Origin of the sequence: Azonexus sp. (assembly GCF_041909095.1) — a bacterium.
GTDB lineage: Bacteria > Pseudomonadota > Gammaproteobacteria > Burkholderiales > Rhodocyclaceae > Azonexus.
This window is the reverse complement of the sequence record NZ_JAYREB010000001.1, coordinates 1,390,902-1,414,042: the sequence shown is the minus strand read 5'-3', so window position 1 is coordinate 1,414,042 and position 23,141 is coordinate 1,390,902. Positions and strand designations below refer to the sequence as shown.

Annotated in this window: 36 protein-coding genes; 7 read left to right on the top strand and 29 right to left on the bottom strand. The window is 63.0% G+C overall.

Features of this window, described 5'->3' with window-relative positions; genetic code table 11:
- Positions 1-3: 3 nt before the first annotated feature.
- Positions 4-894 (bottom strand): LysR substrate-binding domain-containing protein, encoded by an 891-nt coding sequence (locus ACE3OV_RS06800; RefSeq protein ID WP_374326204.1) that lies wholly within the window; start codon positions 892-894, stop codon positions 4-6.
- A gap of 175 nt (positions 895-1,069) precedes the next feature.
- Here ACE3OV_RS06800 and ACE3OV_RS06795 point away from each other — a divergent pair, with 175 nt between their 5' ends.
- The 3 genes from ACE3OV_RS06795 to ACE3OV_RS06785 are packed head-to-tail and all read left to right on the top strand — an operon-like array spanning position 1,070 to position 2,335.
- Positions 1,070-1,408, top strand: a complete 339-nt coding sequence (locus ACE3OV_RS06795) for a DUF2917 domain-containing protein (protein WP_374326203.1) — start codon at positions 1,070-1,072, stop codon at positions 1,406-1,408.
- Positions 1,405-1,800 carry a PaaI family thioesterase gene (locus ACE3OV_RS06790; RefSeq protein ID WP_374326202.1) on the top strand — a complete coding sequence of 132 codons (396 nt, stop codon included), beginning with the start codon at positions 1,405-1,407 and terminating at the stop codon, positions 1,798-1,800. The genes ACE3OV_RS06795 and ACE3OV_RS06790 overlap by 4 nt, the downstream gene beginning before the upstream one ends.
- A 37-nt stretch (positions 1,801-1,837) precedes the next feature.
- Complete coding sequence (locus ACE3OV_RS06785) at positions 1,838-2,335, top strand: cupin domain-containing protein (protein ID WP_374326201.1); 498 nt, start codon at positions 1,838-1,840, stop codon at positions 2,333-2,335.
- A gap of 11 nt (positions 2,336-2,346) precedes the next feature.
- Here ACE3OV_RS06785 and ACE3OV_RS06780 read toward each other — a convergent pair whose 3' ends face one another.
- On the bottom strand, positions 2,347-3,093 hold the full coding sequence (locus ACE3OV_RS06780) for a M48 family metalloprotease (RefSeq protein ID WP_374326200.1): 747 nt from the start codon (positions 3,091-3,093) through the stop codon (positions 2,347-2,349).
- Positions 3,094-3,224: 131 nt separating this feature from the next.
- On the opposite strand from ACE3OV_RS06780, the gene ACE3OV_RS06775 reads away from it, so the two are divergent.
- On the top strand, positions 3,225-4,115 hold the full coding sequence (locus tag ACE3OV_RS06775) for an alpha/beta fold hydrolase (RefSeq protein ID WP_374326199.1): 891 nt from the start codon (positions 3,225-3,227) through the stop codon (positions 4,113-4,115).
- On the opposite strand, the gene recG is transcribed toward ACE3OV_RS06775, so the two are convergent.
- Together recG and ACE3OV_RS06765 are read right to left on the bottom strand one after the other, a co-directional pair.
- Positions 4,105-6,132 carry an ATP-dependent DNA helicase RecG gene (gene recG, locus ACE3OV_RS06770; RefSeq protein ID WP_374326198.1) on the bottom strand — a complete coding sequence of 676 codons (2,028 nt, stop codon included), beginning with the start codon at positions 6,130-6,132 and terminating at the stop codon, positions 4,105-4,107. The two genes, ACE3OV_RS06775 and recG, sit on opposite strands and share 11 nt — an antisense overlap.
- A gap of 4 nt (positions 6,133-6,136) precedes the next feature.
- A complete protein-coding gene (locus ACE3OV_RS06765) occupies positions 6,137-6,517 on the bottom strand; it encodes a RidA family protein (protein WP_374326197.1) in 381 nt (126 codons plus the stop codon).
- A gap of 53 nt (positions 6,518-6,570) precedes the next feature.
- On the opposite strand from ACE3OV_RS06765, the gene ACE3OV_RS06760 reads away from it, so the two are divergent.
- Positions 6,571-6,891, top strand: coding sequence for a tetratricopeptide repeat protein (locus ACE3OV_RS06760; RefSeq protein WP_374326196.1), 321 nt, complete (start codon positions 6,571-6,573; stop codon positions 6,889-6,891).
- On the opposite strand, the gene ACE3OV_RS06755 is transcribed toward ACE3OV_RS06760, so the two are convergent.
- From ACE3OV_RS06755 to ACE3OV_RS06740, 4 genes are all read right to left on the bottom strand, one after another.
- Positions 6,888-7,706, bottom strand: a complete 819-nt coding sequence (locus ACE3OV_RS06755; RefSeq protein ID WP_374326195.1) for an SPOR domain-containing protein — start codon at positions 7,704-7,706, stop codon at positions 6,888-6,890. The two genes, ACE3OV_RS06760 and ACE3OV_RS06755, sit on opposite strands and share 4 nt — an antisense overlap.
- Before the next feature lie 8 nt (positions 7,707-7,714).
- Positions 7,715-8,230 (bottom strand): DUF2802 domain-containing protein, encoded by a 516-nt coding sequence (locus tag ACE3OV_RS06750; protein WP_374326194.1) that lies wholly within the window; start codon positions 8,228-8,230, stop codon positions 7,715-7,717.
- A 6-nt stretch (positions 8,231-8,236) separates the two neighbouring features.
- The gene (locus ACE3OV_RS06745) at positions 8,237-9,319 is read right to left on the bottom strand and encodes an OmpP1/FadL family transporter (RefSeq protein WP_374326193.1); all 1,083 of its coding nucleotides are present in this window, start codon (positions 9,317-9,319) and stop codon (positions 8,237-8,239) included.
- A 62-nt stretch (positions 9,320-9,381) separates the two neighbouring features.
- Positions 9,382-9,777, bottom strand: a complete 396-nt coding sequence (locus ACE3OV_RS06740; RefSeq protein ID WP_374326192.1) for an acyl-CoA thioesterase — start codon at positions 9,775-9,777, stop codon at positions 9,382-9,384.
- Positions 9,778-9,868: 91 nt separating this feature from the next.
- Between ACE3OV_RS06740 and ACE3OV_RS06735 the strand changes: the two genes are divergently transcribed.
- Together ACE3OV_RS06735 and ACE3OV_RS06730 are read left to right on the top strand one after the other, a co-directional pair.
- The gene (locus tag ACE3OV_RS06735; protein ID WP_374326191.1) at positions 9,869-11,665 is read left to right on the top strand and encodes an ABC transporter ATP-binding protein/permease; all 1,797 of its coding nucleotides are present in this window, start codon (positions 9,869-9,871) and stop codon (positions 11,663-11,665) included.
- Positions 11,666-11,781: 116 nt separating this feature from the next.
- Positions 11,782-13,323 carry a SpoIIE family protein phosphatase gene (locus ACE3OV_RS06730; RefSeq protein ID WP_374326190.1) on the top strand — a complete coding sequence of 514 codons (1,542 nt, stop codon included), beginning with the start codon at positions 11,782-11,784 and terminating at the stop codon, positions 13,321-13,323.
- 66 nt (positions 13,324-13,389) lie between these two features.
- On the opposite strand, the gene rplQ is transcribed toward ACE3OV_RS06730, so the two are convergent.
- The 21 genes from rplQ to rplP all read right to left on the bottom strand — a co-directional run bounded on the left by rplQ (position 13,390) and on the right by rplP (position 23,141).
- On the bottom strand, positions 13,390-13,791 hold the full coding sequence (gene rplQ, locus ACE3OV_RS06725; RefSeq protein ID WP_374326189.1) for a 50S ribosomal protein L17: 402 nt from the start codon (positions 13,789-13,791) through the stop codon (positions 13,390-13,392).
- 57 nt (positions 13,792-13,848) lie between these two features.
- Positions 13,849-14,823: a DNA-directed RNA polymerase subunit alpha gene (locus ACE3OV_RS06720; RefSeq protein WP_374326188.1), complete on the bottom strand. Its 975-nt coding sequence runs from the start codon at positions 14,821-14,823 to the stop codon at positions 13,849-13,851.
- Between the two features lie 24 nt (positions 14,824-14,847).
- Positions 14,848-15,477 (bottom strand): 30S ribosomal protein S4, encoded by a 630-nt coding sequence (gene rpsD / locus ACE3OV_RS06715; protein ID WP_374326187.1) that lies wholly within the window; start codon positions 15,475-15,477, stop codon positions 14,848-14,850.
- Positions 15,478-15,489: 12 nt separating this feature from the next.
- Positions 15,490-15,879, bottom strand: a complete 390-nt coding sequence (gene rpsK, locus ACE3OV_RS06710) for a 30S ribosomal protein S11 (RefSeq protein ID WP_374326186.1) — start codon at positions 15,877-15,879, stop codon at positions 15,490-15,492.
- Between the two features lie 12 nt (positions 15,880-15,891).
- Complete coding sequence (gene rpsM / locus ACE3OV_RS06705; protein WP_374326185.1) at positions 15,892-16,254, bottom strand: 30S ribosomal protein S13; 363 nt, start codon at positions 16,252-16,254, stop codon at positions 15,892-15,894.
- Between the two features lie 50 nt (positions 16,255-16,304).
- Entirely contained in the window at positions 16,305-16,418 is a 114-nt protein-coding gene (gene rpmJ, locus ACE3OV_RS06700) for a 50S ribosomal protein L36 (protein WP_121458103.1), read from the bottom strand.
- Between the two features lie 76 nt (positions 16,419-16,494).
- On the bottom strand, positions 16,495-16,713 hold the full coding sequence (gene infA / locus ACE3OV_RS06695) for a translation initiation factor IF-1 (RefSeq protein ID WP_028994205.1): 219 nt from the start codon (positions 16,711-16,713) through the stop codon (positions 16,495-16,497).
- A 3-nt stretch (positions 16,714-16,716) separates the two neighbouring features.
- Positions 16,717-18,039 (bottom strand): preprotein translocase subunit SecY, encoded by a 1,323-nt coding sequence (secY, locus tag ACE3OV_RS06690; protein ID WP_374326184.1) that lies wholly within the window; start codon positions 18,037-18,039, stop codon positions 16,717-16,719.
- Positions 18,040-18,055: 16 nt separating this feature from the next.
- Positions 18,056-18,490 (bottom strand): 50S ribosomal protein L15, encoded by a 435-nt coding sequence (gene rplO / locus ACE3OV_RS06685; RefSeq protein WP_374326183.1) that lies wholly within the window; start codon positions 18,488-18,490, stop codon positions 18,056-18,058.
- 3 nt (positions 18,491-18,493) lie between these two features.
- Complete coding sequence (rpmD, locus tag ACE3OV_RS06680) at positions 18,494-18,676, bottom strand: 50S ribosomal protein L30 (RefSeq protein WP_121458100.1); 183 nt, start codon at positions 18,674-18,676, stop codon at positions 18,494-18,496.
- Between the two features lie 3 nt (positions 18,677-18,679).
- Positions 18,680-19,207: a 30S ribosomal protein S5 gene (gene rpsE, locus ACE3OV_RS06675; RefSeq protein ID WP_374326182.1), complete on the bottom strand. Its 528-nt coding sequence runs from the start codon at positions 19,205-19,207 to the stop codon at positions 18,680-18,682.
- Between the two features lie 26 nt (positions 19,208-19,233).
- Positions 19,234-19,587, bottom strand: coding sequence for a 50S ribosomal protein L18 (gene rplR / locus ACE3OV_RS06670; RefSeq protein ID WP_374326243.1), 354 nt, complete (start codon positions 19,585-19,587; stop codon positions 19,234-19,236).
- Between the two features lie 12 nt (positions 19,588-19,599).
- A complete protein-coding gene (gene rplF, locus ACE3OV_RS06665) occupies positions 19,600-20,130 on the bottom strand; it encodes a 50S ribosomal protein L6 (RefSeq protein WP_374326181.1) in 531 nt (176 codons plus the stop codon).
- Positions 20,131-20,141: 11 nt separating this feature from the next.
- Complete coding sequence (gene rpsH / locus ACE3OV_RS06660; RefSeq protein WP_374326180.1) at positions 20,142-20,540, bottom strand: 30S ribosomal protein S8; 399 nt, start codon at positions 20,538-20,540, stop codon at positions 20,142-20,144.
- Positions 20,541-20,554: 14 nt separating this feature from the next.
- Positions 20,555-20,860, bottom strand: a complete 306-nt coding sequence (gene rpsN, locus ACE3OV_RS06655) for a 30S ribosomal protein S14 (RefSeq protein ID WP_374326179.1) — start codon at positions 20,858-20,860, stop codon at positions 20,555-20,557.
- 7 nt (positions 20,861-20,867) lie between these two features.
- A complete protein-coding gene (gene rplE, locus ACE3OV_RS06650; protein ID WP_374326178.1) occupies positions 20,868-21,407 on the bottom strand; it encodes a 50S ribosomal protein L5 in 540 nt (179 codons plus the stop codon).
- A 9-nt stretch (positions 21,408-21,416) separates the two neighbouring features.
- A complete protein-coding gene (rplX, locus tag ACE3OV_RS06645) occupies positions 21,417-21,734 on the bottom strand; it encodes a 50S ribosomal protein L24 (protein WP_374326177.1) in 318 nt (105 codons plus the stop codon).
- A gap of 11 nt (positions 21,735-21,745) precedes the next feature.
- A complete protein-coding gene (gene rplN, locus ACE3OV_RS06640; RefSeq protein WP_028994194.1) occupies positions 21,746-22,114 on the bottom strand; it encodes a 50S ribosomal protein L14 in 369 nt (122 codons plus the stop codon).
- A gap of 153 nt (positions 22,115-22,267) precedes the next feature.
- The gene (gene rpsQ, locus ACE3OV_RS06635) at positions 22,268-22,534 is read right to left on the bottom strand and encodes a 30S ribosomal protein S17 (protein ID WP_374326176.1); all 267 of its coding nucleotides are present in this window, start codon (positions 22,532-22,534) and stop codon (positions 22,268-22,270) included.
- Positions 22,531-22,725 carry a 50S ribosomal protein L29 gene (gene rpmC / locus ACE3OV_RS06630; RefSeq protein ID WP_374326175.1) on the bottom strand — a complete coding sequence of 65 codons (195 nt, stop codon included), beginning with the start codon at positions 22,723-22,725 and terminating at the stop codon, positions 22,531-22,533. The genes rpsQ and rpmC overlap by 4 nt, the downstream gene beginning before the upstream one ends.
- A gap of 2 nt (positions 22,726-22,727) precedes the next feature.
- Positions 22,728-23,141, bottom strand: a complete 414-nt coding sequence (rplP, locus tag ACE3OV_RS06625) for a 50S ribosomal protein L16 (RefSeq protein ID WP_374326174.1) — start codon at positions 23,139-23,141, stop codon at positions 22,728-22,730.

The window sequence follows — 23,141 nt, the reverse complement described above, 5'->3', positions numbered from 1 at the left end:
CGGCTAGGCTGCGCCCTGCCCGGCCAGCCAGTCAGCGAAGGCAGCCACCGCCGCACCGTCGCTGCTGGGCGCGCGCAGCAGCCAGTAAGCGTAGGGGCTAGCGAAGGCCGGCGCGTCCGGCCAGCGGCACAAGCGTCCATCGCCCAGCGCCTCGGCGAGCAAGGGCAGACGGCCGAGGACGACGCCCTGGCCGGCGATGGCGGCCTGCACCGCCTGGTCGTACTGGTTGAAGCCGAGCCGGCGCAAGCTCCCCCCTGAGAGGCCGAGGCTGGCCAGCCAGGGCGTCCAGTCGAGACCGGGCAGGCTTCTTTCCTGGTATTCGATCAAGGTCGGGCTTTCTTCCGGGCTGGCCGCGAGCTTTTCCGCCAGAGCCGGCGCCAGCACCGGGGCGATGCTCTCGCGGAACAGCAGGCGGTCGCCGCGCCCTATCGTCGGTTCGGTCTGATAGCGGATGGCCAGATCGATGCCGGCCGGGACCAGGTCGACCGGCGAGTTGGCGGCGACGACGCGGACTTCGACGGCCGGATGGGCGGCCTGGAATTCGCCCAGACGCGGCAACAACCAGAGCGCGGTGACGCCGATGCTGGCGGTGATCGTCACACTGTCGGCGGCGGCCCGCTGGCGCAGGCTGGCGGCAATCTCGCCGTATTCGGTGAGCCAGGCGATGGCGGCGGGCAACAGGCGCTCGCCGGCGGCGGTCAGTTCGATGGCGCGGTGCTTGCGAACGAACAGCGGCACGCCGAGCGCGTTCTCCAGCGACTGAATCTGGCGACTGATCGCCGACTGGGTCAGACACAGGTCGACCGCCGCGAGCGTGATGCTGCGCCGGCTGGCCGCCGCGACGAAACCGCGCAGGGGCTCCAGCGGCGGCAGCGAGAGCAGGTCTTTTCGCATGATTTTCACGCATCCATTCAATGCCGATATTGCGTTTGAACTAGCTGTAATTCTGCGGAAAACTGACTTTAACCGCAGCGCAACCGAAGCCTCAAGCAATGCGGGATTTGCAACCGAAACGCATCTGGATGCTGGGCTTTTGGCGAACCTTCGTCAAGCCCGGCAGGAGACGATCATGACCGAACACCCCGATCTGCCCGGCAGCTTGTTCTGCCACCTGCAACTGAACTCCGAGCAACTGACCAGGCTGTCGCCGCGCCGCGTCGCCGCGCTGAGCGTCGAAAGCGGCCGGGCCTGGATCACCCGCCATGGCGAAGCCAAGGACCTGATACTCGGCCCCGGCCAGCGCCTGAGCTTGAGTGCCGACGACGCGCCGCTGCTGGTCAGCGGTTTCGACAACGAGCGGATGACCGGGCTGCGCGTCGAATTCCGTGTCCCGGCAAGCGACTGGCGGCTGCGCCTGGCGCGCCGGCTGCTGCTCCCGCGCGGCCCCCTGGCCGGAGTCTGGCAATGAACGCGCGCCAACCCTGCGACGACTTCCGCCTGTTGTCGAGCAACCCGCTGGTGCGCCTGGACGGCGGCGATGCCGACCTCTCGTTCAAGGTCGGCAAGCGCCACCTCAACGGCGCCGGCACGCTGCACGGCGGCGTCCTCGCCAGCGTCTTCGACAGCGCCCTCGGCGAATGCGTCTATCGCCAGGCGCAGCACAGCGGCCGGCCGGCAAGCCTGGTGGTGACCACGCAACTGGACATCCACTACTGCGCGCCAGCCCATGTCGGTGAGCGGGTGGCGGTCGCCGTCGAGGTGCTGCGCCTGGGCGGCCGGCTGGCGGTGGCGACGGCGCGCGCCTCGGTAGCGGAGCGGCTGGTCGGTACGGCAACCGGCTCCTTCTACCTGACGCGCTGAACCCGGCTTATAGTCTTCCGCTCAAGGAGGGAAACCGATGACCAAGCCGCCTTTCGTCCATATCGACGATCTCGAACTGCACGACGAAGCGCACGGCGAGCGCTTCGCCTCGGCCAACGCCAGCATCGGCGCCCAGCTCGGCCTCAAGAGCCTGGGCTGCCGACTGAGCGAAGTGCCGCCGGGCAAGACCGCCTGGCCGCGCCACGCCCACCTGGCCAACGACGAACTGGTCCTGATCCTCGCCGGCAACGGCCGCCTGCGCTACGGCAACGCCGAATACGCGGTTGCCGCCGGCGACCTGCTCGCTTTCCCCGGCGGCGACCCGGCGGCGGCGCACCAGATCGTCAACGACGGCCACGTGCCGCTACGCTACCTCTGCGTATCCACGCAACAGGCACCGGATATCGCGATCTACCCCGATTCCGGTAAGTTCTTCGTCGTCGCCGGCAGCGCGCCAGGCGGCGACAAGACGGCGCGGACTTTCGCCCATGTCGGCCGCTTGGTCGACGCGGTCGATTACTGGGCCGACGAGTGAGGCTGGAAAACTCAGATCTGGGCGCGGATGCGGTCAGCGCGTTCGCGCGGGCTGGGATGGGTGGACAGCCAGGAGGCATTGTTGCCGCCCAGGCCGTCCAGCTTTTCCAGCGCAGTGACGCAAGCCTGCAGCGGATACTGCTTTTCGCGCATGAAGTTGAGGGCGCGGTCGTCGGCTTCGTTCTCGTTGGCTTGCGAGTGCTTGGCGTGGACCACCTGTTCGAACAGGCTGCCCAGGGCGGAATCGGCAACATCGCCGGCGGTACCGCCGGCCGAGGCGACCGCATTGCGCAGCGCGCTGGTGCGCAGCGCCGTCTGGATGCGTGCCTTGGTGTGGCCAGCCTGGACATGGCCGATTTCGTGGCCGATCACGTAGCGGATTTCGTCGTCGCTGAAACGGTCCATCAACCCGCTATAGATGCGGATCACACCGTTGGCCATGGCGAAGGCGTTCACTTCCGAGGAAATATAGGCCCTGATGTTGAGCGTCAGGCCGTCGTAGCTGCTCAAGCCTTCCGACAACTTGGCGATACGCTGGCCGTAGGGCGAGAAGGAACTGGCAAGCTGGTTCTGGCGGTCGGAATTGGCGGCCAGGCGGTCGAAGTAAACGCGCAAATCGGAATCGGAGATGGTTTCCGACTGCAGGATGTTGCGGCCAGCCTCGAGCGCGCGCCCCCAGTTGAATTGCGCGCTGGCGGAATTGACGAAGCTGACGCCGGAAAACATGGTGGCGAGCAGGACAAAATCGCGACGTTTCATGAAAGCTCCCTGACTTTTGCTTGGTTTGATATGCCGACATTATATGCCCTTGGCAATATCAGGGTATTGCCGGCTGGCGTATTTGCCGCATCGGCTAGAATCAGTAGCTTGATCCCCTGATTTTCCAGAACATGCTGCCTTCCCGATCCGAATTTCTCGACCTCAACGGCGTCCGCCTGCACATCCGCCGCTGGGGCCGCGCCGACGCCCCGACGTTGTTCCTGCTGCACGGCTGGATGGACGTTTCCGCCTCCTGGCAGTTCGTCGTCGATGCGCTGGCGCGGGAATGGAACATCGTCGCCCCGGACTGGCGCGGCTTCGGCCAGTCGCAATGGCTGAACCGGCCGTATTTCTTCGCCGAGCACATGGGCGATCTGGTGGCGATCATCGAGCGCTACGCCCAGGACGAAGCGGTGCGCATCGCCGGTCACAGCATGGGCGGCATCCTCGGTACGCTGTACGCCGGCATCCGGCCGCAGCGCGTGCAGCGCCTGGTGTCGCTGGAGGGCATGGGCATCGCACCGACCACCGCCGACATGGCGCCGGCCCGCTACCGCCAATGGCTGGACGAGCTGGCCCAGCCGCCGCGCATGCACGTCTATCCTGACCGCCAGGCCTTCGCCCGCCGCCTGCTGAAAAGCGATCCTTACCTGAGCGAGGACCGCGCCGAGTTTCTCTCCCGCCACCTGGCGCGCATCGGCGACGGCACCAACCGCCAGGGCGAAGCGCGCCACGGCGTGATCTGGAACGGCGACCCATGGCACAAGGCGACCTCGCCCTACCTGTTTCGGCTCGAAGAATCGATGGCAATCTGGCGCGAAGTCGCCTGCCCGGTGCTCTGGATCAGCGGTCGCCAGTCCTGGATCGTGCGCGATTTCGCCGCCCGCCCGGGCGACTGGGAAGCGCGCCGCGCCTGCTTCGCCAACCTGCAGGAAAGCTGGATCGACAACGCCGACCACATGCTGCACCACGACCAGCCGGAACAGGTGGCGGCACTGATCGAGGACTGGTTCAGGACTTGAGCAGTTCCTCGCGGGCGCCGAGCCAGCGCTGCAGGTGTTTTTCAGCCAGCGCCGGGTGCTCGGTGAGCATTTCCTCGGCAATCTGGCGCGCCATCTCGACCAGGTCGGCATCCATTTCCAGGTCGGCGTAGCGCAGCAGCGGCACGCCGCTCTGGCGGGCGCCGACGAATTCGCCGGGGCCACGCAGTTGCAGATCCTGGCGGGCGATCTCGAAACCGTCGGTATTCTCGAAGATGATCTTCAGCCGCTGGCGGGCGATCTCGCCGAGCGGCCCGGCGTAGATCAGCACGCAGCTCGATTCGTACTGGCCGCGGCCAACGCGGCCGCGCAACTGGTGCAGTTGCGAGAGGCCGAAGCGTTCGGCGTGTTCGATGACCATCAGGCTGGCGTTGGGCACATCGACACCGACTTCGATCACCGTCGTCGCCACCAGCACGTCGATGTCGCCGGCCGCGAAGGCGCTCATCACCGCCTGCTTCTCGTCGGCCTTCAGCCGTCCGTGCACCAGGCCGACGGTCAAGCCAGGCAGATCGGCCGAAAGCTGGGCGTAGGTCTCTTCCGCCGTCTGCAATTGCAAAGCTTCCGACTCCTCGATCAGCGGGCACACCCAGTAGGCCTGGCGGCCTTCCTCGACGTGTTTCTTGACGAAACCGACGACGTCCTGGCGCCGGTTGTCGGCGACCAGCCGGGTCTTGATCGGCGTCCGCCCGGGCGGTAGTTCGTCGAGGACGGTGACGTCGAGGTCGGCGTAGTAGCTCATGGCCAGCGTGCGCGGAATCGGCGTCGCCGACATCATCAACTGGTGCGGATTGCTGCCCTTCTTGCGCAGCGCCAGGCGCTGGGCGACACCGAAGCGGTGCTGCTCGTCGACGATGGCCAGGCCCAGTTTGGCGAAGTCGACACCGTCCTGGATCAGCGCATGGGTGCCGACCACCAGTTGCGCGTCGGCCGCGGTCGCCGCCAGTTGCGCGCGCTTGGCTTTCGACTTCAAGCTGCCGGACAGCCAGGCGACGCGCACGCCGAGCGGCTCCAGCCAGTCCTTGAGTTTCAGGTAATGCTGCTCGGCGAGGATTTCGGTCGGCGCCATGAAAGCCGCCTGCCAGCCGGCGGAAATCGCCTGGCAGGCCGCCAGCGCGGCGACGATGGTCTTGCCGGCGCCGACGTCGCCCTGCAATAGGCGCTGCATCGGGTAAGGCTGGGCGAGGTCGCCGGCAATCTCGGCCATCGCCCGCAACTGCGCGCCGGTCAGGCCGAAGGGCAGGCGGTCGAGCAGGCGGGCGCCGAGGTCGTCCTGCGCCACCAGCACCGGCGCCCCCTGCTCGCGGCGGGCGAGGTAGGCGCGGCGCAGCGACAGTTGCTGGGCGAGCACTTCATCGAACTTGACCCGCCGCCAGGCCGGGTGATTGCGCGTATGCAGCGTGTCGAGGTCGGTACCGGGCGGCGGCCGGTGCAGGAAGTGCAGGCTGCGCGCCAGGCCGGGCAGTTTCAGCCGCTGGCGAATCTCGTCGGGCAGCGTCTCGGCGAGGTCGCCGTCGGCCAGCGCGCGACCGATCAGCTTCTGCAGCGCCGAATTAGCGAGCCCGGCGGTGGACGGGTAGATCGGCGTCATCTCGCTCGGTAGCGGCTCGCCGTCGGCGATCTTCCTGAACCGTGGATGCACCATCTCCAGCCCGAAGAAACCGCCGCGCACCTCGCCGAAAGCGCGCACCCGAGAACCGGCGCTGAACGCCGCCTGGTGATTCGGGTAGAAGCTGAAGAAGCGCAGGGTGATTTCGCCGCTCTCGTCGTAAGCGCGGACCACCAGTTGCCGGCGCGGCTTGAACTGGATTTCACTGTCGGCGACGCTGACCTCGATCTGCACCGGTTCGCCGGCAAAGGCGCGGGCGATCGGGGTGATCCGGGTTTCGTCCTCGTAGCGCAGCGGCAGGTGGACCAGCAAATCGGCCTCCGTGTGGAGGCCGATTTTGGCCAGCTTCTTCTTCAGCGCGTCGGAGGCGCGGATCGGCGCCTGCGACATGCGCTCAGCCGAGGAACATCACCGCGTCGGCCTCGACCAGCGCGCCACGCGGCAATTCCTTGACGCCAACGGCGGCGCGCGCCGGGAAGGGCTCGCTGAAGTAGCTGGCCATGGTTTCGTTGACCTTGGTGAAGTTGCCGAGGTCGGTCAGGAAGACGTTGAGCTTGACCACGTCGGCGAGCGTGCCGCCGGCCGCTTCGGCAACCGCCTTGAGATTGTCGAAGACGCGAACGATTTGCGCGTCGATGCCGTCTACCATCTGCATGCTCGTCGGATCGAGGCCGATCTGCCCGGACAGGTAGACGGTGTCGCCGACGCGCACTGCTTGCGAATAGGTGCCGATGGCGGCCGGCGCATGCGGCGTGGCGATGATGGTCTTGGCCATGTTGCGTTCCTCTTGGTGAATTTGCAAAACCGTTATTTTAGACCCGAGCTTCCATGAACCCACGCATCGAATCCCTGGAAAAAATGATCGGTGGACCGCGCGACGGCGCCCTGCTGCGCTTCTCGCTGGGCAACGAGTACCTGAAGGCGGAAGCGCCGCGCCAGGCGGCCGACTGCTTCCGCGCCGCGGTCGACCGCGATCCGAACTATTCGGCGGCCTGGAAAGCACTGGGCAAGGCGCTGACCCAGGCTGGCGAAAGCGCCGCTGCGGCGGACGCCTACAGCGACGGCATCCGGGTGGCGGAAGCGCGCGGCGACATCCAGGCGGCCAAGGAGATGAAGGTCTTCCTGCGCCGGCTGCAAAAAAGCGCCTAGCGATTGCCCTTCGGTTCGACGAGCATGCTTTCGATGCCCAGTTCGCGCAGCTTGGCCTGCGCGGCGGCGGCTTCGCGCCGGGTCCGGAAAGGACCGACCTGGACCCGCGCCTCGATCTGCGACGGCACGCCGTTAAGCGTCAGCCGGGCATGCAGCTCCTCGGCACGCTGGGCGCTGGCGAAGACGCCGGCCTGCAGCACGAAGCCCGAGAACAGGCGGGGCGCTGCCGGCGTTTCAGCAGCGGGTGGACGCGCTGCGCCGGGCGTCGTCGTCAACACCTTGGCGGCAGGTGTGGGCGCCGGCGCTGCGACAACCGGAAGCGCTGGCTTGGCCGGCTCCGGCAGCGGCGCCACGGCCGGCTTGGTCGGCAAGAGTTGCGGCGGCGCCGTCATTTCCGGAACGACCTCCGCCTCCGCCGGGGCGCCGTTGCGCCGCCCCGTCTTCGTTACCGTGGGGGCTAGCGCCTGCGTTTGCGACGGGTTGGCCGCCACGTCGGGCGGCGGCGGCGGCGGCGCCTCGCCTGCATCGACGGTCGCGGGTTCCGCGCTTTCCGGTACGGCGGCTTCGGCAGGCGGTGCGGCTTCGGGCTCGGCCGGGGTCACCGGCTGGGTCAGCATTTTCGGCGGCGCCACCGGCACCGGCCGGGTGTAGACGGCGACTTCTTCTTCCTCGGCTGGCTGCGAGAAGCGATCGAAGATGGCCAGCACGCCGAGCAGAACCGCCACCAGGGCACCGGCGACGGCCAAGCGGCGGGCCAGTTGTGCCCGTAATTCCGATTCGACCGGCACTACCGTATCTGGGCGTTTTTCCGTCATTTTCGTCCTCACTCGACCCGGCTGCGCGCCAGGGCCACGACCAGTTCGGCCTCGGCGCGGGCGATGCCGCAGCGCTCGGCGATCATCGAGGCATCGTAACCGGCCGCCGCCATCTGCATCGCGTCACCGTAGATCGGCGCCACCGTCTGCGTGGCGCGCAGGTGGGCCAACTCCTGCTGCATGTCCTCGCGCAGTGCAGCGAGTTCGGCGCGCATCACTTCGACTTCGTCACGCAGTTGTGCGAGCTCCCGCTCCAGTCCTTCAACCAGCAGTTCGCTGGCAAGATGCGAAGCGGTTTCGGCATAGGCCGGCGGCACTGGCTCGACGACCGGCACTGGCGGCACGGCCGGCGGGGTAACAACCGGTTCAGGTTGAGGCGCCGGCTGGCGCGGTGGTGAGCGACGGAAACGGAGCAGCACGAAGCCGATATAAAACGCGACCAGGACCAACAGGACGAGGACGCCTTCGCGCACGCCAATCGTCAGACCGGCGATTTCCAGCGAAGGCAGCCCACTTCCCTGCACGACCCCTTAGAACCCGACGGTGTATTGAACGCCGAGGACATGCGCGCCGTTTTCGTACTTGCCGACGGCAGCGCCATCGTTGATCTTGGCGTCGCGCATGTAGCGGTAGGCGTAACCGACATCGACCAGGCTGGCGCGGCCGAGCTTCCACTGGCCACCGAGCGACAGCCACAGGCGGTCGCTGTCCGGCATCTGGACCGGGCGGTTGCTGCTGCCGACCGGACTGCGCTCGTAGGCGACGCCGAACTTGAGCTTGGTCACCTCGGAGAGCTTGTACGCCGTGCCCCAGGCGAGGCGCCAGGAGTTGTCGAAGTCGAGGTCGTCGACGCCGCTCCAGTGAGTGTAGGAGAGGTCACCCATGGCTTCCCAGTGATCGGACACCTGCTGCCAGACGGACAGGGTGAAGCTGGCCGGGGTGTCGACGTCGACACCGGCCACGTCGTGGTCGATCTTCGAACGGTAGGCGACGCCGACGCGCATCGCTGGCGACAGCGTGAACAGGGCACCGGCATTCCAGCCCAGCGCGCTGTCGTCACCCTTGAAGGAAGTCGGCGCGGCATCGGTGTAACGCATGTCTAGCTGCTGGTAGTTGAGGCCCAGGCCGAGCGACACCTTGTCATTGACCTGATAGGCAACGGCCGGGTTGAGATTGAGCGTGGTGATTTCCGACTTGAGGCCTTCGGTGGCACCATCCCAGCCAGCGTTGTACTTGATGTCGTTGAGGAAGGGGCGGGAAATGCCGAGGCCGAAGCTGAGGCCCGGGATCGCCTGCCAACTGACGAAGGCGTTCGGCAGCACATTCGTGTTGCCGGCATCACCGCCCGACGAGACGCCGGCCGCATTCTGGAACTTGTGGCTTTCGGCAACACCGACCGCACCGAAGGAGACATTGAAGCCGGCGAGGCGGGTCAGGCCGGCCGGATTGGCGAACATCGTCGCCGCGCTGTCGGCGATCGCCGCAGAACCGGCGTAGGCAGTTCCCAGCCCGCTGGCATTCTGTTCAAGGGCCTGAAAACCCGCCGCCGGCGCCAGGCCGGCATAGGCCAGCAGCATCATGGCTGGCAGGAGACGCATCGTGTGCTTGGTCATTGCTTCGTTCCTCGAAGGCTTCCGATTAATTCAATCGCGCGATTTTATTCCATTTCCGTGTTTCATTCGGCAGAAAGTTCGCGCTTGGCGCCGCTTTCGTCGATCGCGACATAGGTTAGCTCGGCCTGCGTGACGCGGACGACGATCGGCCGATCGTGATGACGCTCGGCAAACACCTCGACACGGACGGTGATCGAGGTGCGGCCGACGCGGACGATTTCGGCGTAGAGACTGACGATGTCGCCGACCGAGATCGCCTGCCGGAACTGGAAGGAGTTGACCGACACCGTCGCCACCCGGCCGCGTGCCCGGCGCATCGCCGGGATTGCGCCAGCAACGTCGACCTGGGCCATGACCCAGCCGCCGAAGACGTCGCCGTTCTGGTTGAGGTCGGCCGGCATCGGTACGACGCGCAGCGTCGGTTGCCGGTCGGGAAGCTGCAGGGGTTCGCTGTGCATGATTCAAGGCCTGTTTCTGAATGCTCGGGATTCTCCCGGAAAGGCGGCGGATTTCATATACTCGCCTTCCTTTCTTCTCGCGCCTGTAGCCATGCGTCGCGCCTCCGCCCTGCCCAAACCGCCCGCCGGCCAGCCGCTGCCGGATCTGCACGTGTGGCAGACGCTGCGCCTGCTCTTCCCCTATCTCTGGCAGTACCGGGTCCGTGTCGTCGGCGCCCTGCTCTGTCTGGTCGCCGCCAAGCTGGCCAATGTCGGCGTGCCACTGGTGTTCAAGGAGATGATCGACGGGCTGTCCGGCGAACTGCTGGCGTTGCCGGTGATGTTGCTGCTGCTCTACGGCAGCCTGCGTTTCAGCAACTCGCTGTTCACCGAACTGCGCGAGATGCTTTTCGCCCGGGTCACCCAGCGGGCGATCCGCAAGGTGGCGCTGGAAGTCTTCCTGCATCTGCACGCGCTGTCGCTGCGCTTTCACCTCGAGCGGCAGACCGGCGGCATTTCGCGCGACATCGAGCGCGGCACCCGGTCGATTTCCAGCCTGATCTCGTATTCGCTGTATTCGATCCTGCCGACGCTGGTCGAGATCGCCCTCGTGCTGGGCATCCTCTTCGTTCGCTACGATGCCGGCTTCGTCGTCATCACGGTGATCTCGCTGGTCGCCTACGTGTTGTTCACGATCAAGGTCAGCAATTGGCGGATCGCCATCCGCCGCGCCGTCAACGAAAGCGATTCAGCGGCCAATACGCGCGCCGTCGATAGCCTGCTGAACTACGAGACGGTCAAGTATTTCAATAACGAAGCTTGGGAAGCGGACCGTTACGACCAGCAACTGCGTCAGCTCGAAAACGCCAGCACGCGCAGCCAGACCACGCTGGCCGCGCTCAACCTCGGCCAGCAGGCGATCATTGCCCTGGGCGTGACGGCGATGATGTGGCGCGCGGCTGACGGCGTGGTTGCCGGCACCATGACGATCGGCGACCTGGTGCTGGTCAATGCCTTCCTGATCCAGCTCTACCTGCCCCTCAACTTCCTCGGCATCGTCTATCGCGAACTGCGGCAGGCGCTCACCGACATCGAGCGGATGTTCGGCTTGCTCAACGAACACCGCGAAATCGCCGATGCAGCGGATGCCCAGATCCTGCCCGGCGGGCAGGCGGTGACGATCGAGTTCGCCGCGGTGGACTTCGCCTACGAGCCGAACCGCCAGATCCTCCACGAGCTCAGCTTCACTGTGCCCGCCGGCAGCAGCGTCGCCGTCGTCGGCCACAGCGGCGCCGGAAAATCGACGCTGGCCCGGCTGCTGTTCCGTTTCTACGACGTCACCGGCGGCAGCATCCGCATCAACGGCCACGACCTGCGGCAACTGACCCAGCACAGCCTGCGCTCAGCGATCGGCATCGTGCCGCAGGACACCGTGCTGTTCAACGACTCCATCCTTTACAACATCCGCTACGGGCGGGTCGATGCCAGCGACGACGAAGTGATCGCCGCCGCCCGCGCCGCCAGCCTGCACGATTTCGTCAGCCGTCTGCCCGATGGCTACGCCACCCGGGTCGGCGAACGCGGCCTGAAACTCTCCGGCGGCGAGAAGCAGCGTGTCGCCATCGCCCGCGCCCTGCTCAAGAACCCGCCCATCCTGATCTTCGACGAAGCGACTTCAGCGCTCGACTCGGCAACCGAAAAGGCGATCCAGACACAACTCGAGCTGGCAGCACGCGGCCGGACGACGCTGGTGATCGCCCACCGCCTGTCGACGGTGATGAACGCCGACCGCATCCTGGTCATGGATGCCGGCCGCATTATCGAAAGCGGGACGCATGCCGAACTGGTTGCAAAAAATGGAAAATATGCCAACATGTGGCTGCTGCAGCAAAGGGAGAACGCCATTTGAAGGGCGTTTCCCGCGACGTGGTAGGATGGCGCCCTAGCCGGCATTTACCAGACATTCATGATGCGCTCCGATTCTCTGAATAACGGCTCTCCTTCGGTGATTACAGGCCAGCAAAAATGAGTAACGCATTCGACAAGATGAGCGTTCTGGCGGTCGACGACAATCGCACGAATCTGCATATTCTTCAGGTCTTCCTGAAGAAACTGGGGCACGACGTCATCCTCGCCGAGAACGGCGAACAGGCAGTGCAACGCTTCCAGAAGGATCACCCGGACCTGGTCCTGCTCGACATCATGATGCCGGTCATGGACGGTTTCGAGGCCGCCCGGCGGATCAAGGCAGCCAGCCGCGACAAGTGGGTGCCGATCATCTTCCTGTCCGCGCTCAACCGCGACGAGAACCTTGTCGAGGGCCTGGAAGCCGGCGCTGACGACTACCTGACCAAGCCGATCAACTTCGTCGTGCTCGAGGCCAAGTTGCGCTCGATGCAACGTTCGCTGGCCCTGCAGCGCAACGCTGCGGTATCACTTCAACGCCTGCAGGCAATTTCCGACAACGTTCTCGACGCCATCATCACCGTCGATTGCAAGGGTGAAATCCTGAGCCTGAATCGCGCAACCGAACGCATTTTCAACCGCCGCATCCGCGACCTGCTGGGACAACCCGTCAGCACGCTATTGCCCGCGCTGCTCACCGCCCCCACCGGGACCGACCGCAATGGGCAAGCAGTCTGCGCGCTCAGTGCGTTCAAGGGGCGCGACCGGGAATCCGTCGGCCGCCACGGCGATGGCAGCGACTTTCCGGTCGAAGTTGGCGTCTCGGAAGTGTCCATCGACCAGGAAGGACTTTTCGTCTGCGTCATCCGCGACATTTCGGAACGCCAGAAGGCTGCTCGCCAGTTGCAGGAAAACGCGGCGCTCCTGCAGACTTACTACGACCACAGCCAGAGCGAACAGCAACTGGCGGTCCGCCTGATGGAAAAGCTGCTGCACCGACCGGGACTGAGCGACCCCAGGCTACGCTACAAGGTAACCGCCAGCGAGAATTTCAGCGGTGACATTGTCGCCGCCGCGCGCTCCGCCGCTGGCCGCTTCTACGCGCTGCTCGCCGACGCCACCGGCCACGGCCTGCCGGCAGCGATCAGCGTGCTGCCGGTGCTGGCACTGTTCTACCGGATGACTCGCCTGAACGTCGATATCCCCGAACTCGTGTTCGAACTCAACCAGCAGTTGAAGGAATCGATGCCGGTTGGCCGCTTTGTCGCGGCCACCTTGCTCTGCCTCGACGAAACCGGAAAAACCGGGGAAATCTGGATCGGCGGCACCCCGGAAGCCTTGATGCTCGATCGCGACGGCAATCCGGCCATGCGTTTCGCGTCGGAGAATCTGGCACTGGGCATCCAGGAGAGCGATTTGATCAATTGCGCCCCCCGCTGTTTCACCTGGGAGCCCGGCAGTCAGTTGTTGTTCTATTCAGACGGCCTGCTTGAAGCGGCCGACCGCGAAGGTCGTCAATTCGGCAGCGAAGGCGTCCTCGCCGCACTGCGTGGCCAGCCGGGGGAAAACCGTTTCGCCCGACTGGAAGAGGCGCTGGCCGCGCATCTGGGAGAGAACCCGGCGGCCGATGACGTCTCGCTGATGCTGATCGACTGCCCCTGAAGAAAAACGCCGCAGCATGAAAAAAGGCCGGATCGCTCCGGCCTTTATTTGACATGCTGGCGAAGCTTACTCGCCAGACTCGTCAGCAACTTCAACCGCTTCCGTCGGTTCCGGACGGTCCAGCAGTTCGACAAACGCCATCGGCGCATTGTCGCCGACGCGGAAGCCGCACTTCAGGATGCGCAGATAGCCGCCCGGACGGGTAGCGTAGCGCGGGCCAATTTCGGCGAACAGCTTGACGACGATCTCACGATCACGCAGACGGTCGAAGGCCAGGCGCTTGTTGGCCAGCGTCGGGGTCTTGCCGAGGGTGATCATCGGCTCGACGACCCGGCGCAGTTCCTTGGCCTTGGGCAGCGTGGTCTTGATCGCTTCGTGACGCAGCAGCGAAACGGTCATGTTGCGCAGCATTGCCAGACGATGGCTGCTGGTACGGTTGAGTTTGCGAAGTCCATTACGGTGACGCATGGTTAATCCTTTCTATGTTCTGCAGGCGTCCCTTGGCAGCCCGGATCGGGAAAAGGCTTACGCCTTCTCCAGACCGGCGGGCGGCCAATTCTCGAGTTTCATGCCGAGCGTGAGACCACGGGCGGCAAGCACTTCCTTGATTTCATTGAGCGACTTGCGACCCAGGTTCGGGGTCTTCAGCAACTCGTTTTCAGTGCGCTGGATCAGGTCGCCGATGTAGTAGATGTTCTCGGCCTTCAGGCAGTTCGCGGAGCGAACCGTCAGCTCGAGATCATCGACCGGGCGCAGCAGCACCGGATCGACCTGGGCCGGCTTGGAGGCTTCCGCCACCGGGGCGGTACCTTCCAGATCGGCGAAGACCGACAGCTGCTCAATCAGCACGCGGGCAGCGTAGCGGATCGCTTCTTCCGGTTCCACGACGCCGTTCGTTTCGATATCGACGATCAGCTTGTCGAGATCGGTACGCTGCTCGACGCGGGCGTTTTCGACCGAATAGGCAACGCGACGAACCGGGCTGAACGAGGCGTCCAGAACCAGTTGGCCGATCGTCTTCGAATCGCCGAGATTGCGCACGTTGCCGGGCACATAGCCGCGACCACGTTCGACCTTGATCTCCATCGCCAGCTTGCCGGCGGCGGAGAGGTGGGCAATCACATGCTCCGGATTGATGATTTCGACGTCGTGCGGCAACTCGATGTCACCAGCGCGAATCACGCCCTCGCCTTCCTTGGACAGCTTGAGGGTGACGACTTCGCGGTTGTGCAGCTTGAAGACGACGCCCTTCAGGTTCAGGAGGATGTCCACGACGTCTTCCTGAACACCGTCGATGGTCGAATACTCGTGCAACACGCCGTCGATCGACACTTCCGTCGGCGCGTAGCCCGGCATCGACGACAGCAGGATGCGGCGCAGGGCGTTGCCGAGGGTGTGACCGAAGCCGCGTTCGAACGGCTCCATGACCACCTTGGCTTCGACCGGCGAAACACTCTGCACGTCGATGATGCGGGGCTTGAGAAGTCCACTGCTTTGCATGGGCTAGATTCCTCTGCTTGCGGGTTACTTCGAATAAAGTTCGATGACCAGACCTTCGTTCAGCGTCGCCGGGAGTTCCGAGCGCTGCGGCATGGCCTTGAACGTGCCCTTGCCTTCCTTGACATCGACGGAAATCCATTCCGGGAAACCACGGGACTCGGCAGCTTCGAGCGCAGCCTTGCAGCGCAGCGAAGCGCGGGCACGATCGGTGAGTTGCACGACGTCACCCGGTTTGACCAGGAAAGACGGGATGTTGACGCGCTTGCCGTTGACCAGGACGCCGTTGTGACGGACAACCTGACGGGATTCGGTGCGCGAGGCGCCAAAGCCCATGCGGTAGGCGACGGAATCCAGGCGGGCTTCCAGCAACTGCAGCAGGTTTTCGCCAGTCTGGCCCTTGCGGCGCTCAGCTTCGGCGAAGGTTTTGCGGAACTGGCCTTCGAGGACGCCGTAGACGCGACGGATCTTCTGCTTGGCACGCAGGTGAACGCCGTAGTCGGACAGACGGGCACCGGACTTCTGACCGTGCTGGCCAGGTGCATACGAGCGACGCTCGATGGCGCACTTGTCGGTGAAGCACTTTTCGCCCTTCAGGAACAGCTTTTCGCCTTCGCGGCGGCACTGACGGCATTTCGGATCGAGATTACGAGCCACTTGTCTTTCTCCTTAGATGCGGCGCTTCTTGGGCGGACGGCAGCCGTTGTGCGGCACCGGCGTCACGTCGGAAATCGCGGTGATCTTCATGCCCAGCGCGTTGAGCGCACGGACGGAAGATTCGCGGCCGGGGCCGGGGCCCTTGATGCGCACTTCCAGATTCTTCACGCCACATTCCTGAGCGGCCTTGCCGGCGGCTTCAGCAGCGACCTGGGCAGCGAACGGGGTGGACTTGCGCGAACCGCGGAAGCCGGCACCGCCGGAAGTCGCCCAGGACAGGGCGTTGCCCTGACGGTCGGTGATGGTGATGATGGTGTTGTTGAACGACGCGTGGATGTGGGCGATGCCCTCGGCGACGTTCTTCTTGACCTTCTTGCGAACTTTGGTAACGGTCTTGGCCATGTTCTGTCCTTATTACTTCTTACCAGCGATGGCCTTGCGCGGCCCCTTGCGGGTCCGGGCGTTGGTCTTCGTGCGCTGACCGCGGCAGGGCAAGCCCTTGCGGTGACGCAGACCACGGTAGCAACCGAGGTCCATCAGGCGCTTGATGTTCATCGTGACTTCGCGACGCAGGTCACCTTCAACGGTGAACTTGCCGACTTCGTCACGCAACCGGTCCATGTCCGCGTCGGACAGGTCCTTCATTTTGGTGGTACGAGCCACGCCGGCCGCGTCGCAAATCTTTTGCGCACGGGTGCGGCCAATGCCGAAAATCGCCGTCAGGGCGATTTCGGCATGCTGGTGGTTCGGAATGTTTACCCCTGCAATACGGGCCATTGACTCACTCCAATATTTCTAAAATTAACGAATGCCGAATTCGTCAGGAATTAACCCTGGCGCTGCTTATGACGGGGATCCTTGCAAATGATGCGCACGACACCCTTGCGACGGATCACCTTGCAATTGCGACAAACGCGCTTCACTGAAGGTTGCACTTTCATGTTTCACTCCTCGTCTGCGAGAGCTTGGAAGCAGCCGTGATTCCTTGCCCTGCGGTTTATTGCGTAGAGAACTTGTTTACTTTGCCCGGAAAACGATCCGGGCCTTGCTTAAATCATACGGGGTCAGCTGTACCGTAACCTTGTCGCCAGGCAGGATGCGGATGTAGTGCATGCGCATCTTGCCGGAGATGAAGCCGAGTACAACGTGGCCGTTTTCCAGCTTGACCTTGAAGGTTGCGTTGGGGAGGTTTTCAATGACCTCGCCCTGCATCTCGATGTAGTCTTCTTTAGCCATCGTTTACTTGACCAGCGGGGAACCCTTGAAGTTTGCCTTCTTCAGAAGACTCTCATATTGGTGCGACATCACGTAAGCCTGGACCTGCGACATGAAGTCCATGGTCACGACGACGATGATCAACAGCGAGGTGCCGCCGAAATAGAACGGCACGTTCCACTTCAGGATCAGGAACTCGGGCAGCAGACAGACCACCGTGATGTAGGCAGCGCCGATCAGGGTCAGACGCATCAGAATCTTGTCGATGTAACGGGCAGTCTGCTCGCCGGGACGGATCCCCGGGACGAAAGCGCCACTCTTCTTCAGGTTGTCGGCGGTTTCCTTGGAATTGAAAACCAGCGCGGTGTAGAAGAAACAGAAGAAAATGATCGCCGCGGCGTAGAGCATCACGTAGATAGGTTGCCCCGGCGACAGCACGGAAGCCATGTCCTTCAGCCAGTACATCGACTCGCTGGAACCGAACCAGCCGGCGAGGGTTGCCGGGAACAGGATGATCGACGAGGCGAAGATCGGCGGAATGACGCCCGACATGTTCAGCTTCAGCGGCAGATGCGAACTCTGACCGCCGTAGATCTTGTTGCCGACCTGGCGCTTGGCGTAGTTGACCAGAATCTTGCGCTGGCCACGCTCGACAAAAACGACGAAGGCAGTGACGACAACGACCAGCAGGCTGATGACGATTGCGGTCAGCGGATGCATGCCGCCGGTACGCACCAGCTCGAGCAGACCGCCAATCGCATTGGGCAGGCCCGCGGCGATACCGGCGAAGATGATGATGGAGATGCCGTTACCCAAGCCACGTTCGGTAATCTGTTCGCCCAGCCACATCAGGAACATGGTGCCGGTGAGCAGGGTGGACACCGTGGTCAGACGGAACATGAAGCCCGGATCATTGACCAGCCCGGGTTGTGCTTCCAGCGCAATGGCAATGCCGATACCCTGGAACAGCGCCAGGATGACGGTGCCGTAACGCGTATATTGCGTGATCTTGCGCCTTCCCGCCTCGCCTTCCTTCTTCAGGGCTTCGAGTTGGGGACTGGCGACGCTCATCAACTGCATGATGATCGATGCCGAAATGTAAGGCATGATCCCCAGTGCAAAGATGGTGAAACGCGACAGGGCGCCACCCGAGAACATGTTGAACATGCCCAGGATGCCGCCCTTCTGCGAATTGAAGAGATCGGCCAGAACGTTGGGGTCGATACCCGGAACCGGAATATGCGCGCCGATGCGGTAAACCACCAGGGCGCCCAGCAGGAACCAGAGCCGGCGCTTGAGATCGCCAAACTTGCCACCCTTGCCAACGGTATTCGGATTTGCTGCCAACGTTCAGCCCTCTCTCTTACTCGGCGATGAAACCGCCGGCTGCTTCGATCGCAGCCTTGGCACCCTTGGTGGCGCCAACACCCTTGAGCACGACCTTACGGCTGATCGCACCGGACAGGATGACCTTCGCGGAAAGAGCATCACCCGGAACGACACCGGCGACTTGCAGCACGAGCAGATCGATTTCCTCGACCGGCAGGGCTTCGATTTCGCTCAGGCGGACTTCGTAATTGCGGGCACGCGTCAGCGAATTGAAACCACGCTTCGGCAGGCGGCGCTGCAGCGGCATTTGACCGCCCTCGAAACCGACCTTGTGGAAACCGCCGGAGCGGGACTTCTGACCCTTGTGACCGCGGCCACAGGTTTTGCCCAGGCCGGAACCAATACCACGACCGACGCGCTTGGCGGCCTTCTTGGAACCTTCACCCGGCTTGATGGTGTTCAGACGCATGGCTTAACCCTCAACCTTGACGAGATACTGAACCTTCTGGATCATGCCGCGCACTTGCGGCGTATCCAGCAGCTCGGCAGAGCTGTTCAGCTTGCGCAGGCCGAGACCGCGCACGGTGGCGCGATGGTCCTGCTTGGTGCCGATGATGCTCTTGACGAGCGTCACTTTGATTTTCTTGTCGGACATGACTTACCCCAGAATCTGTTCAACCGACTTGCCGCGCTTGGCAGCAATCTCGGCCGGCGTATTCACCTTCATCAAACCGTCGATGGTGGCACGCACGATGTTGTAGGGATTGGTGGAACCATGAGCCTTGGCCACCACGTTGGTCACACCGACCACTTCGAAGACGGCGCGCATGGCACCGCCGGCGATGATGCCGGTACCTTCGGGCGCCGGCTGGATCATCACCGTGGTGGCGCCATGACGGCCCATCACGGTGTGATGCACGGTACCGTTCTTCAGGCTGACCTTGGCCATCTTGCGACGCGCCTCGTCCATTGCCTTCTGGGCGGCGACCGGCACTTCGCGGGACTTGCCCTTGCCCATGCCGATGCTGCCGTCGCCGTCACCGACCACGGTGAGCGCTGCGAAACCGAGGATGCGACCGCCCTTCACCACCTTGGTGACGCGGTTGACCGCAACCATCTTCTCGCGCATGCCGTCGTCGCGCTCTTCAGCCTGCTGCGGCTTCTTGTTTCTTTCGGGTTTAGCCATTTTCTAACCTATTCCTTTCGCGCCGATCAGAACTTCAGACCGGCTTCACGCGCGGCTTCGGCCAGCGCCTGGACACGACCGTGATAACGCAGGCCGGAACGATCGAAGGCAACCTGTTCGACACCGGCGGCCTTGGCGCGCTCGGCGATCAGCTTGCCGATCAGGACGGCGGCAGCCTTGTTGCCGCCATTGGCGAGATCGCCACGCACGCTCTTGTCGAGCGACGAAGCAGAAGCCAGAACCTTACCGCCGCAAGACGAGATGATCTGGGCGTAAATGTGGCAGTTGGTGCGGTTGACGCACAGACGAACAGCCTTCAGCTCGGCGATTTTGGCCCGGGTTTTGCGGGCACGACGCAGACGCGCTTCCTTCTTGTTAATCATATGCCACCCTTACTTCTTCTTGGTTTCCTTGATTACCACCACCTCATCGGAGTAGCGAACGCCCTTGCCCTTGTAGGGCTCCGGCTTGCGATACGCACGAATTTCGGCGGCGACCTGGCCAACTTGCTGCTTGTCGGCTCCCTTGATCAGAATTTCGGTCTGCGTCGGGCACTCGACCTTGATGCCAGCCGGCATCTTGTGAGCAACCGGATGCGAGAAACCGAGGGAAAGATTGAGCACATCGCCTTGAGCCTGGGCGCGATAACCGACGCCGACCAGCTGCAGCTTGCGTTCAAACCCCTTGGAAACGCCGACCACCATGTTGTTCAGGTTGGCGCGCATCGTTCCCCACATGGCGGAACCGTTCTCGGCGCCACTCACCTTGCCGACGACGAGGCTCTGGCCTTCCTGGGCAACCGTGACCGCCGCGTTGGCGGCCGTCTTCAGGGTGCCCATGGGCCCCTTGACGACGATCTGCTCACCGATGGCCACTTCGACACCGGCCGGCAGAACAATGGGATTCTTACCTACACGAGACATTTGTTCGCTCCTTATGCCACGATGCAGAGGACTTCACCACCCACACGGGAGGCGCGCGCCTTGCGATCAGTCATCACACCCTTCGGCGTGGAGACGATGGCAACACCCAGACCGTTCATGACGCGGGGAATGTCTTCGGCGCCCTTGTAGATCCGCAGACCAGGCTTGGAAACACGCTCGATGCGTTCGATGACCGGACGACCGGCGTAGTACTTGAGACCGATTTCCAGGTTCGCCTTGCCATCATCGGACTGACGAACTGCGAAATCTTCAACGTAACCCTCATCCTTGAGCACGGCGGCAATCGCCACCTTCAGCTTGGAGGACGGCATGGACACAGACGCCTTTTCGGCGAGCTGGGCGTTGCGGATGCGGGTCAGCATATCCGCGATCGGATCGCTCATAGCCATTTCTGTATCTCCTATTACCAGCTGGCCTTGATCACACCCGGGATTTCGCCATTGAAAGCGAGCTCACGGATCTTGTGACGACACAGGCCGAATTTACGGAACACACCACGCGGACGACCCGTCAACTGGCAACGGTTGCGCAGACGCGAGGGGCTCGAGTTGCGGGGCAGCGCCTGCAGCTTCAGACGCGCTTCGTAGCGCTCTTCGTCCGACAGGGCGGCGTTGTTGATGATCGCGTCAAGGGCTGCGCGCTTCTTGGCGAACTGCGCCACCAGCTTGCGACGCTTCTCTTCCCGATTGATCAGAGAAAGTTTTGCCATGATTGCCTCAATTCTTGAACGGGAACTTGAACGCGGCGAGCAGGGCTTTCGCTTCTGCATCGGTCTTCGCGGTCGTCGTGATACTGATGTTCATGCCACGCAGCGCATCAATCTTGTCGTACTCGATTTCCGGGAAGATGATCTGCTCTTTGACACCCATGTTGTAGTTGCCCTGGCCGTCGAAACCCTTGCCAGCCACACCGCGGAAGTCGCGCACGCGCGGCAGGGCGATGGTAACCAGGCGATCGAGGAATTCGAACATGCGCGGACCGCGCAGGGTAACCATGCAACCGATCGGATAGCCGTCACGAATCTTGAAGCCGGCGATCGACTTGCGGGCCTTCGTGGTCACCGGCTTCTGGCCGGCAATCTTCTGCATGTCGCCAACGGCGTTCTCAAGAACCTTCTTGTCGGCAACCGCCTCACCCACACCCATGTTCAGGGTGACCTTGGTGATCCGCGGCACTTCCATGACGGACTTGTAACCGAACCGCTTGGTCAATTCGGCAACCACGGTGTCCTTGTAATATTGCTGCAAACGCGCCATGACTACCCCTTAAGCATTCACCAGTTCGCCGTTCGACTTGAACACGCGAACCTTGCGACCATCTTCCAGCACCCGGATACCGACACGGTCGGCCTTCTTGGTTGCCGGATTGAACAGCGCAACATTGGAGATATGAATCGGCATGTCCTTGTCGACGATACCGCCCTGAACACCCTTGATCGGATTCGGCTTGACGTGCTTCTTGGCACGATTGACGCCTTCCACAACCAGGTGCTCGGCGTCGACGCGATGCGCCACGGTACCGCGCTTGCCCTTGTCCTTGCCGGTCACGACGATGACTTCGTCGCCTTTACGAATCTTTTCCATCTCCAGCCTCCTTACAGCACTTCCGGCGCCAGCGACACGATCTTCATGAAGCGCTCGGTCCGCAATTCGCGGGTAACCGGCCCAAAGATGCGCGTGCCGATCGGCTCGAGCTTGTTGTTGAGAAGCACCGCGGCATTGCCATCGAAGCGCACCAGGGAGCCGTCCGGACGACGCACACCCTTGGCGGTACGAACCACCACGGCGTTATAGACATCACCCTTCTTGACCCGACCACGCGGGGCAGCATCCTTGATGCTGACCTTGATGATGTCGCCAATACCGGCGTAGCGGCGCTTGGAGCCGCCCAACACCTTGATACACATTACCGAACGTGCGCCGGTGTTATCGGCGACATCCAGTGTCGTCTGCATCTGAATCATTTAATTTAACTCCAACTTAATCCGCTGCGCGGTCAGTCTTGGAACCCGTTAGGGTCTGACAGATTTGCCGCCAAGAACAGCCATGGCCGCAAAAAAGAAGCCGGATTATACCGGCTTCCCTTTGTTACGCGCAAGCAGTTTTGAAAAAAAGCATCAAATAACGACTGCCTTTTCCAGAACGCTGGTCACCGCCCAAGACTTGGTCTTCGACAGCGGACGGGTTTCGACGATCTCGACGAGATCACCGGCCCGGGCCAGGTTGTCCTGGTTATGCGCCGCATACTTCTTCGAGCGGATCATGACCTTGCCGTAAACGGGGTGCTTGACCTTGCGCTCAACCAGCACGGTCACCGTCTTTTCCATCTTGTCGCTGACGACGCGACCAATCAGGGTACGCTTGACGCTGTTGTTTTCGCTCATTGCTGCACCGCCTTTTCACGAATCAGGGTACGCACACGAGCAATGTCGCGACGCACCTTTGCCATTTGGCTGGTATTGGAGAGCTGCTGCGTCGCCAGTTGCATGCGCAGGCCGAATTGGGCCTTCAGCAGTTCAAGCAATTCCGCCTTGAGCTCGTCCACGCTCTTGGTTCTCAGTTCACTAGCTTTCATGATTACCCCAGATGACGCGTCACGAAGGTGGTGGAAATCGGCAGCTTGGCGGCGGCAAGCGCGAAAGCTTCGCGCGCCAGCGCTTCGTTGACACCGTCCATCTCGTAGAGCACCTTGCCCGGCTGGATTTCGGCAACCCAGTATTCCGGATTACCCTTACCGTTACCCATACGAACTTCGGCCGGCTTCTTGGAAATCGGCTTGTCCGGGAAGATACGGATCCAGATGCGACCACCGCGCTTGATATGGCGGGTCATCGCACGACGGGCGGCTTCGATCTGGCGGGCCGTCAGGCGACCGCGACCGGTGGCCTTCAAACCCCATTCGCCAAACGACACTTCGGTGCCGCGGGTGGCGAGGCCTTCGTTACGCCCCTTATGTTCCTTGCGGAACTTGCGACGATTCGGTTGCAACAT

Excerpts from the sequence above, each read along its gene's own strand:
- ACE3OV_RS06800 (WP_374326204.1), bottom strand. The coding sequence starts at position 894 with ATGCGAAAAGACCTGCTCTCGCTGCCGCCGCTGGAGCCCCTGCGCGGT.
- ACE3OV_RS06795 (WP_374326203.1), top strand. The coding sequence starts at position 1,070 with ATGACCGAACACCCCGATCTGCCCGGCAGCTTGTTCTGCCACCTGCAA.
- ACE3OV_RS06790 (WP_374326202.1), top strand. The coding sequence starts at position 1,405 with ATGAACGCGCGCCAACCCTGCGACGACTTCCGCCTGTTGTCGAGCAAC.
- ACE3OV_RS06785 (WP_374326201.1), top strand. The coding sequence starts at position 1,838 with ATGACCAAGCCGCCTTTCGTCCATATCGACGATCTCGAACTGCACGAC.
- ACE3OV_RS06780 (WP_374326200.1), bottom strand. The coding sequence starts at position 3,093 with ATGAAACGTCGCGATTTTGTCCTGCTCGCCACCATGTTTTCCGGCGTC.
- ACE3OV_RS06775 (WP_374326199.1), top strand. The coding sequence starts at position 3,225 with ATGCTGCCTTCCCGATCCGAATTTCTCGACCTCAACGGCGTCCGCCTG.
- recG (WP_374326198.1), bottom strand. The coding sequence starts at position 6,132 with ATGTCGCAGGCGCCGATCCGCGCCTCCGACGCGCTGAAGAAGAAGCTG.
- ACE3OV_RS06765 (WP_374326197.1), bottom strand. The coding sequence starts at position 6,517 with ATGGCCAAGACCATCATCGCCACGCCGCATGCGCCGGCCGCCATCGGC.
- ACE3OV_RS06760 (WP_374326196.1), top strand. The coding sequence starts at position 6,571 with ATGAACCCACGCATCGAATCCCTGGAAAAAATGATCGGTGGACCGCGC.
- ACE3OV_RS06755 (WP_374326195.1), bottom strand. The coding sequence starts at position 7,706 with ATGACGGAAAAACGCCCAGATACGGTAGTGCCGGTCGAATCGGAATTA.
- ACE3OV_RS06745 (WP_374326193.1), bottom strand. The coding sequence starts at position 9,319 with ATGACCAAGCACACGATGCGTCTCCTGCCAGCCATGATGCTGCTGGCC.
- ACE3OV_RS06740 (WP_374326192.1), bottom strand. The coding sequence starts at position 9,777 with ATGCACAGCGAACCCCTGCAGCTTCCCGACCGGCAACCGACGCTGCGC.
- ACE3OV_RS06735 (WP_374326191.1), top strand. The coding sequence starts at position 9,869 with ATGCGTCGCGCCTCCGCCCTGCCCAAACCGCCCGCCGGCCAGCCGCTG.
- ACE3OV_RS06730 (WP_374326190.1), top strand. The coding sequence starts at position 11,782 with ATGAGTAACGCATTCGACAAGATGAGCGTTCTGGCGGTCGACGACAAT.
- rplQ (WP_374326189.1), bottom strand. The coding sequence starts at position 13,791 with ATGCGTCACCGTAATGGACTTCGCAAACTCAACCGTACCAGCAGCCAT.
- ACE3OV_RS06720 (WP_374326188.1), bottom strand. The coding sequence starts at position 14,823 with ATGCAAAGCAGTGGACTTCTCAAGCCCCGCATCATCGACGTGCAGAGT.
- rpsK (WP_374326186.1), bottom strand. The coding sequence starts at position 15,879 with ATGGCCAAGACCGTTACCAAAGTTCGCAAGAAGGTCAAGAAGAACGTC.
- rpsM (WP_374326185.1), bottom strand. The coding sequence starts at position 16,254 with ATGGCCCGTATTGCAGGGGTAAACATTCCGAACCACCAGCATGCCGAA.
- rpmJ (WP_121458103.1), bottom strand. The coding sequence starts at position 16,418 with ATGAAAGTGCAACCTTCAGTGAAGCGCGTTTGTCGCAATTGCAAGGTG.
- infA (WP_028994205.1), bottom strand. The coding sequence starts at position 16,713 with ATGGCTAAAGAAGACTACATCGAGATGCAGGGCGAGGTCATTGAAAAC.
- rplO (WP_374326183.1), bottom strand. The coding sequence starts at position 18,490 with ATGCGTCTGAACACCATCAAGCCGGGTGAAGGTTCCAAGAAGGCCGCC.
- rpmD (WP_121458100.1), bottom strand. The coding sequence starts at position 18,676 with ATGTCCGACAAGAAAATCAAAGTGACGCTCGTCAAGAGCATCATCGGC.
- rpsE (WP_374326182.1), bottom strand. The coding sequence starts at position 19,207 with ATGGCTAAACCCGAAAGAAACAAGAAGCCGCAGCAGGCTGAAGAGCGC.
- rplF (WP_374326181.1), bottom strand. The coding sequence starts at position 20,130 with ATGTCTCGTGTAGGTAAGAATCCCATTGTTCTGCCGGCCGGTGTCGAA.
- rpsH (WP_374326180.1), bottom strand. The coding sequence starts at position 20,540 with ATGGCTATGAGCGATCCGATCGCGGATATGCTGACCCGCATCCGCAAC.
- rpsN (WP_374326179.1), bottom strand. The coding sequence starts at position 20,860 with ATGGCAAAACTTTCTCTGATCAATCGGGAAGAGAAGCGTCGCAAGCTG.
- rplE (WP_374326178.1), bottom strand. The coding sequence starts at position 21,407 with ATGGCGCGTTTGCAGCAATATTACAAGGACACCGTGGTTGCCGAATTG.
- rplX (WP_374326177.1), bottom strand. The coding sequence starts at position 21,734 with ATGGAAAAGATTCGTAAAGGCGACGAAGTCATCGTCGTGACCGGCAAG.
- rplN (WP_028994194.1), bottom strand. The coding sequence starts at position 22,114 with ATGATTCAGATGCAGACGACACTGGATGTCGCCGATAACACCGGCGCA.
- rpsQ (WP_374326176.1), bottom strand. The coding sequence starts at position 22,534 with ATGAGCGAAAACAACAGCGTCAAGCGTACCCTGATTGGTCGCGTCGTC.
- rpmC (WP_374326175.1), bottom strand. The coding sequence starts at position 22,725 with ATGAAAGCTAGTGAACTGAGAACCAAGAGCGTGGACGAGCTCAAGGCG.
- rplP (WP_374326174.1), bottom strand. The coding sequence starts at position 23,141 with ATGTTGCAACCGAATCGTCGCAAGTTCCGCAAGGAACATAAGGGGCGT.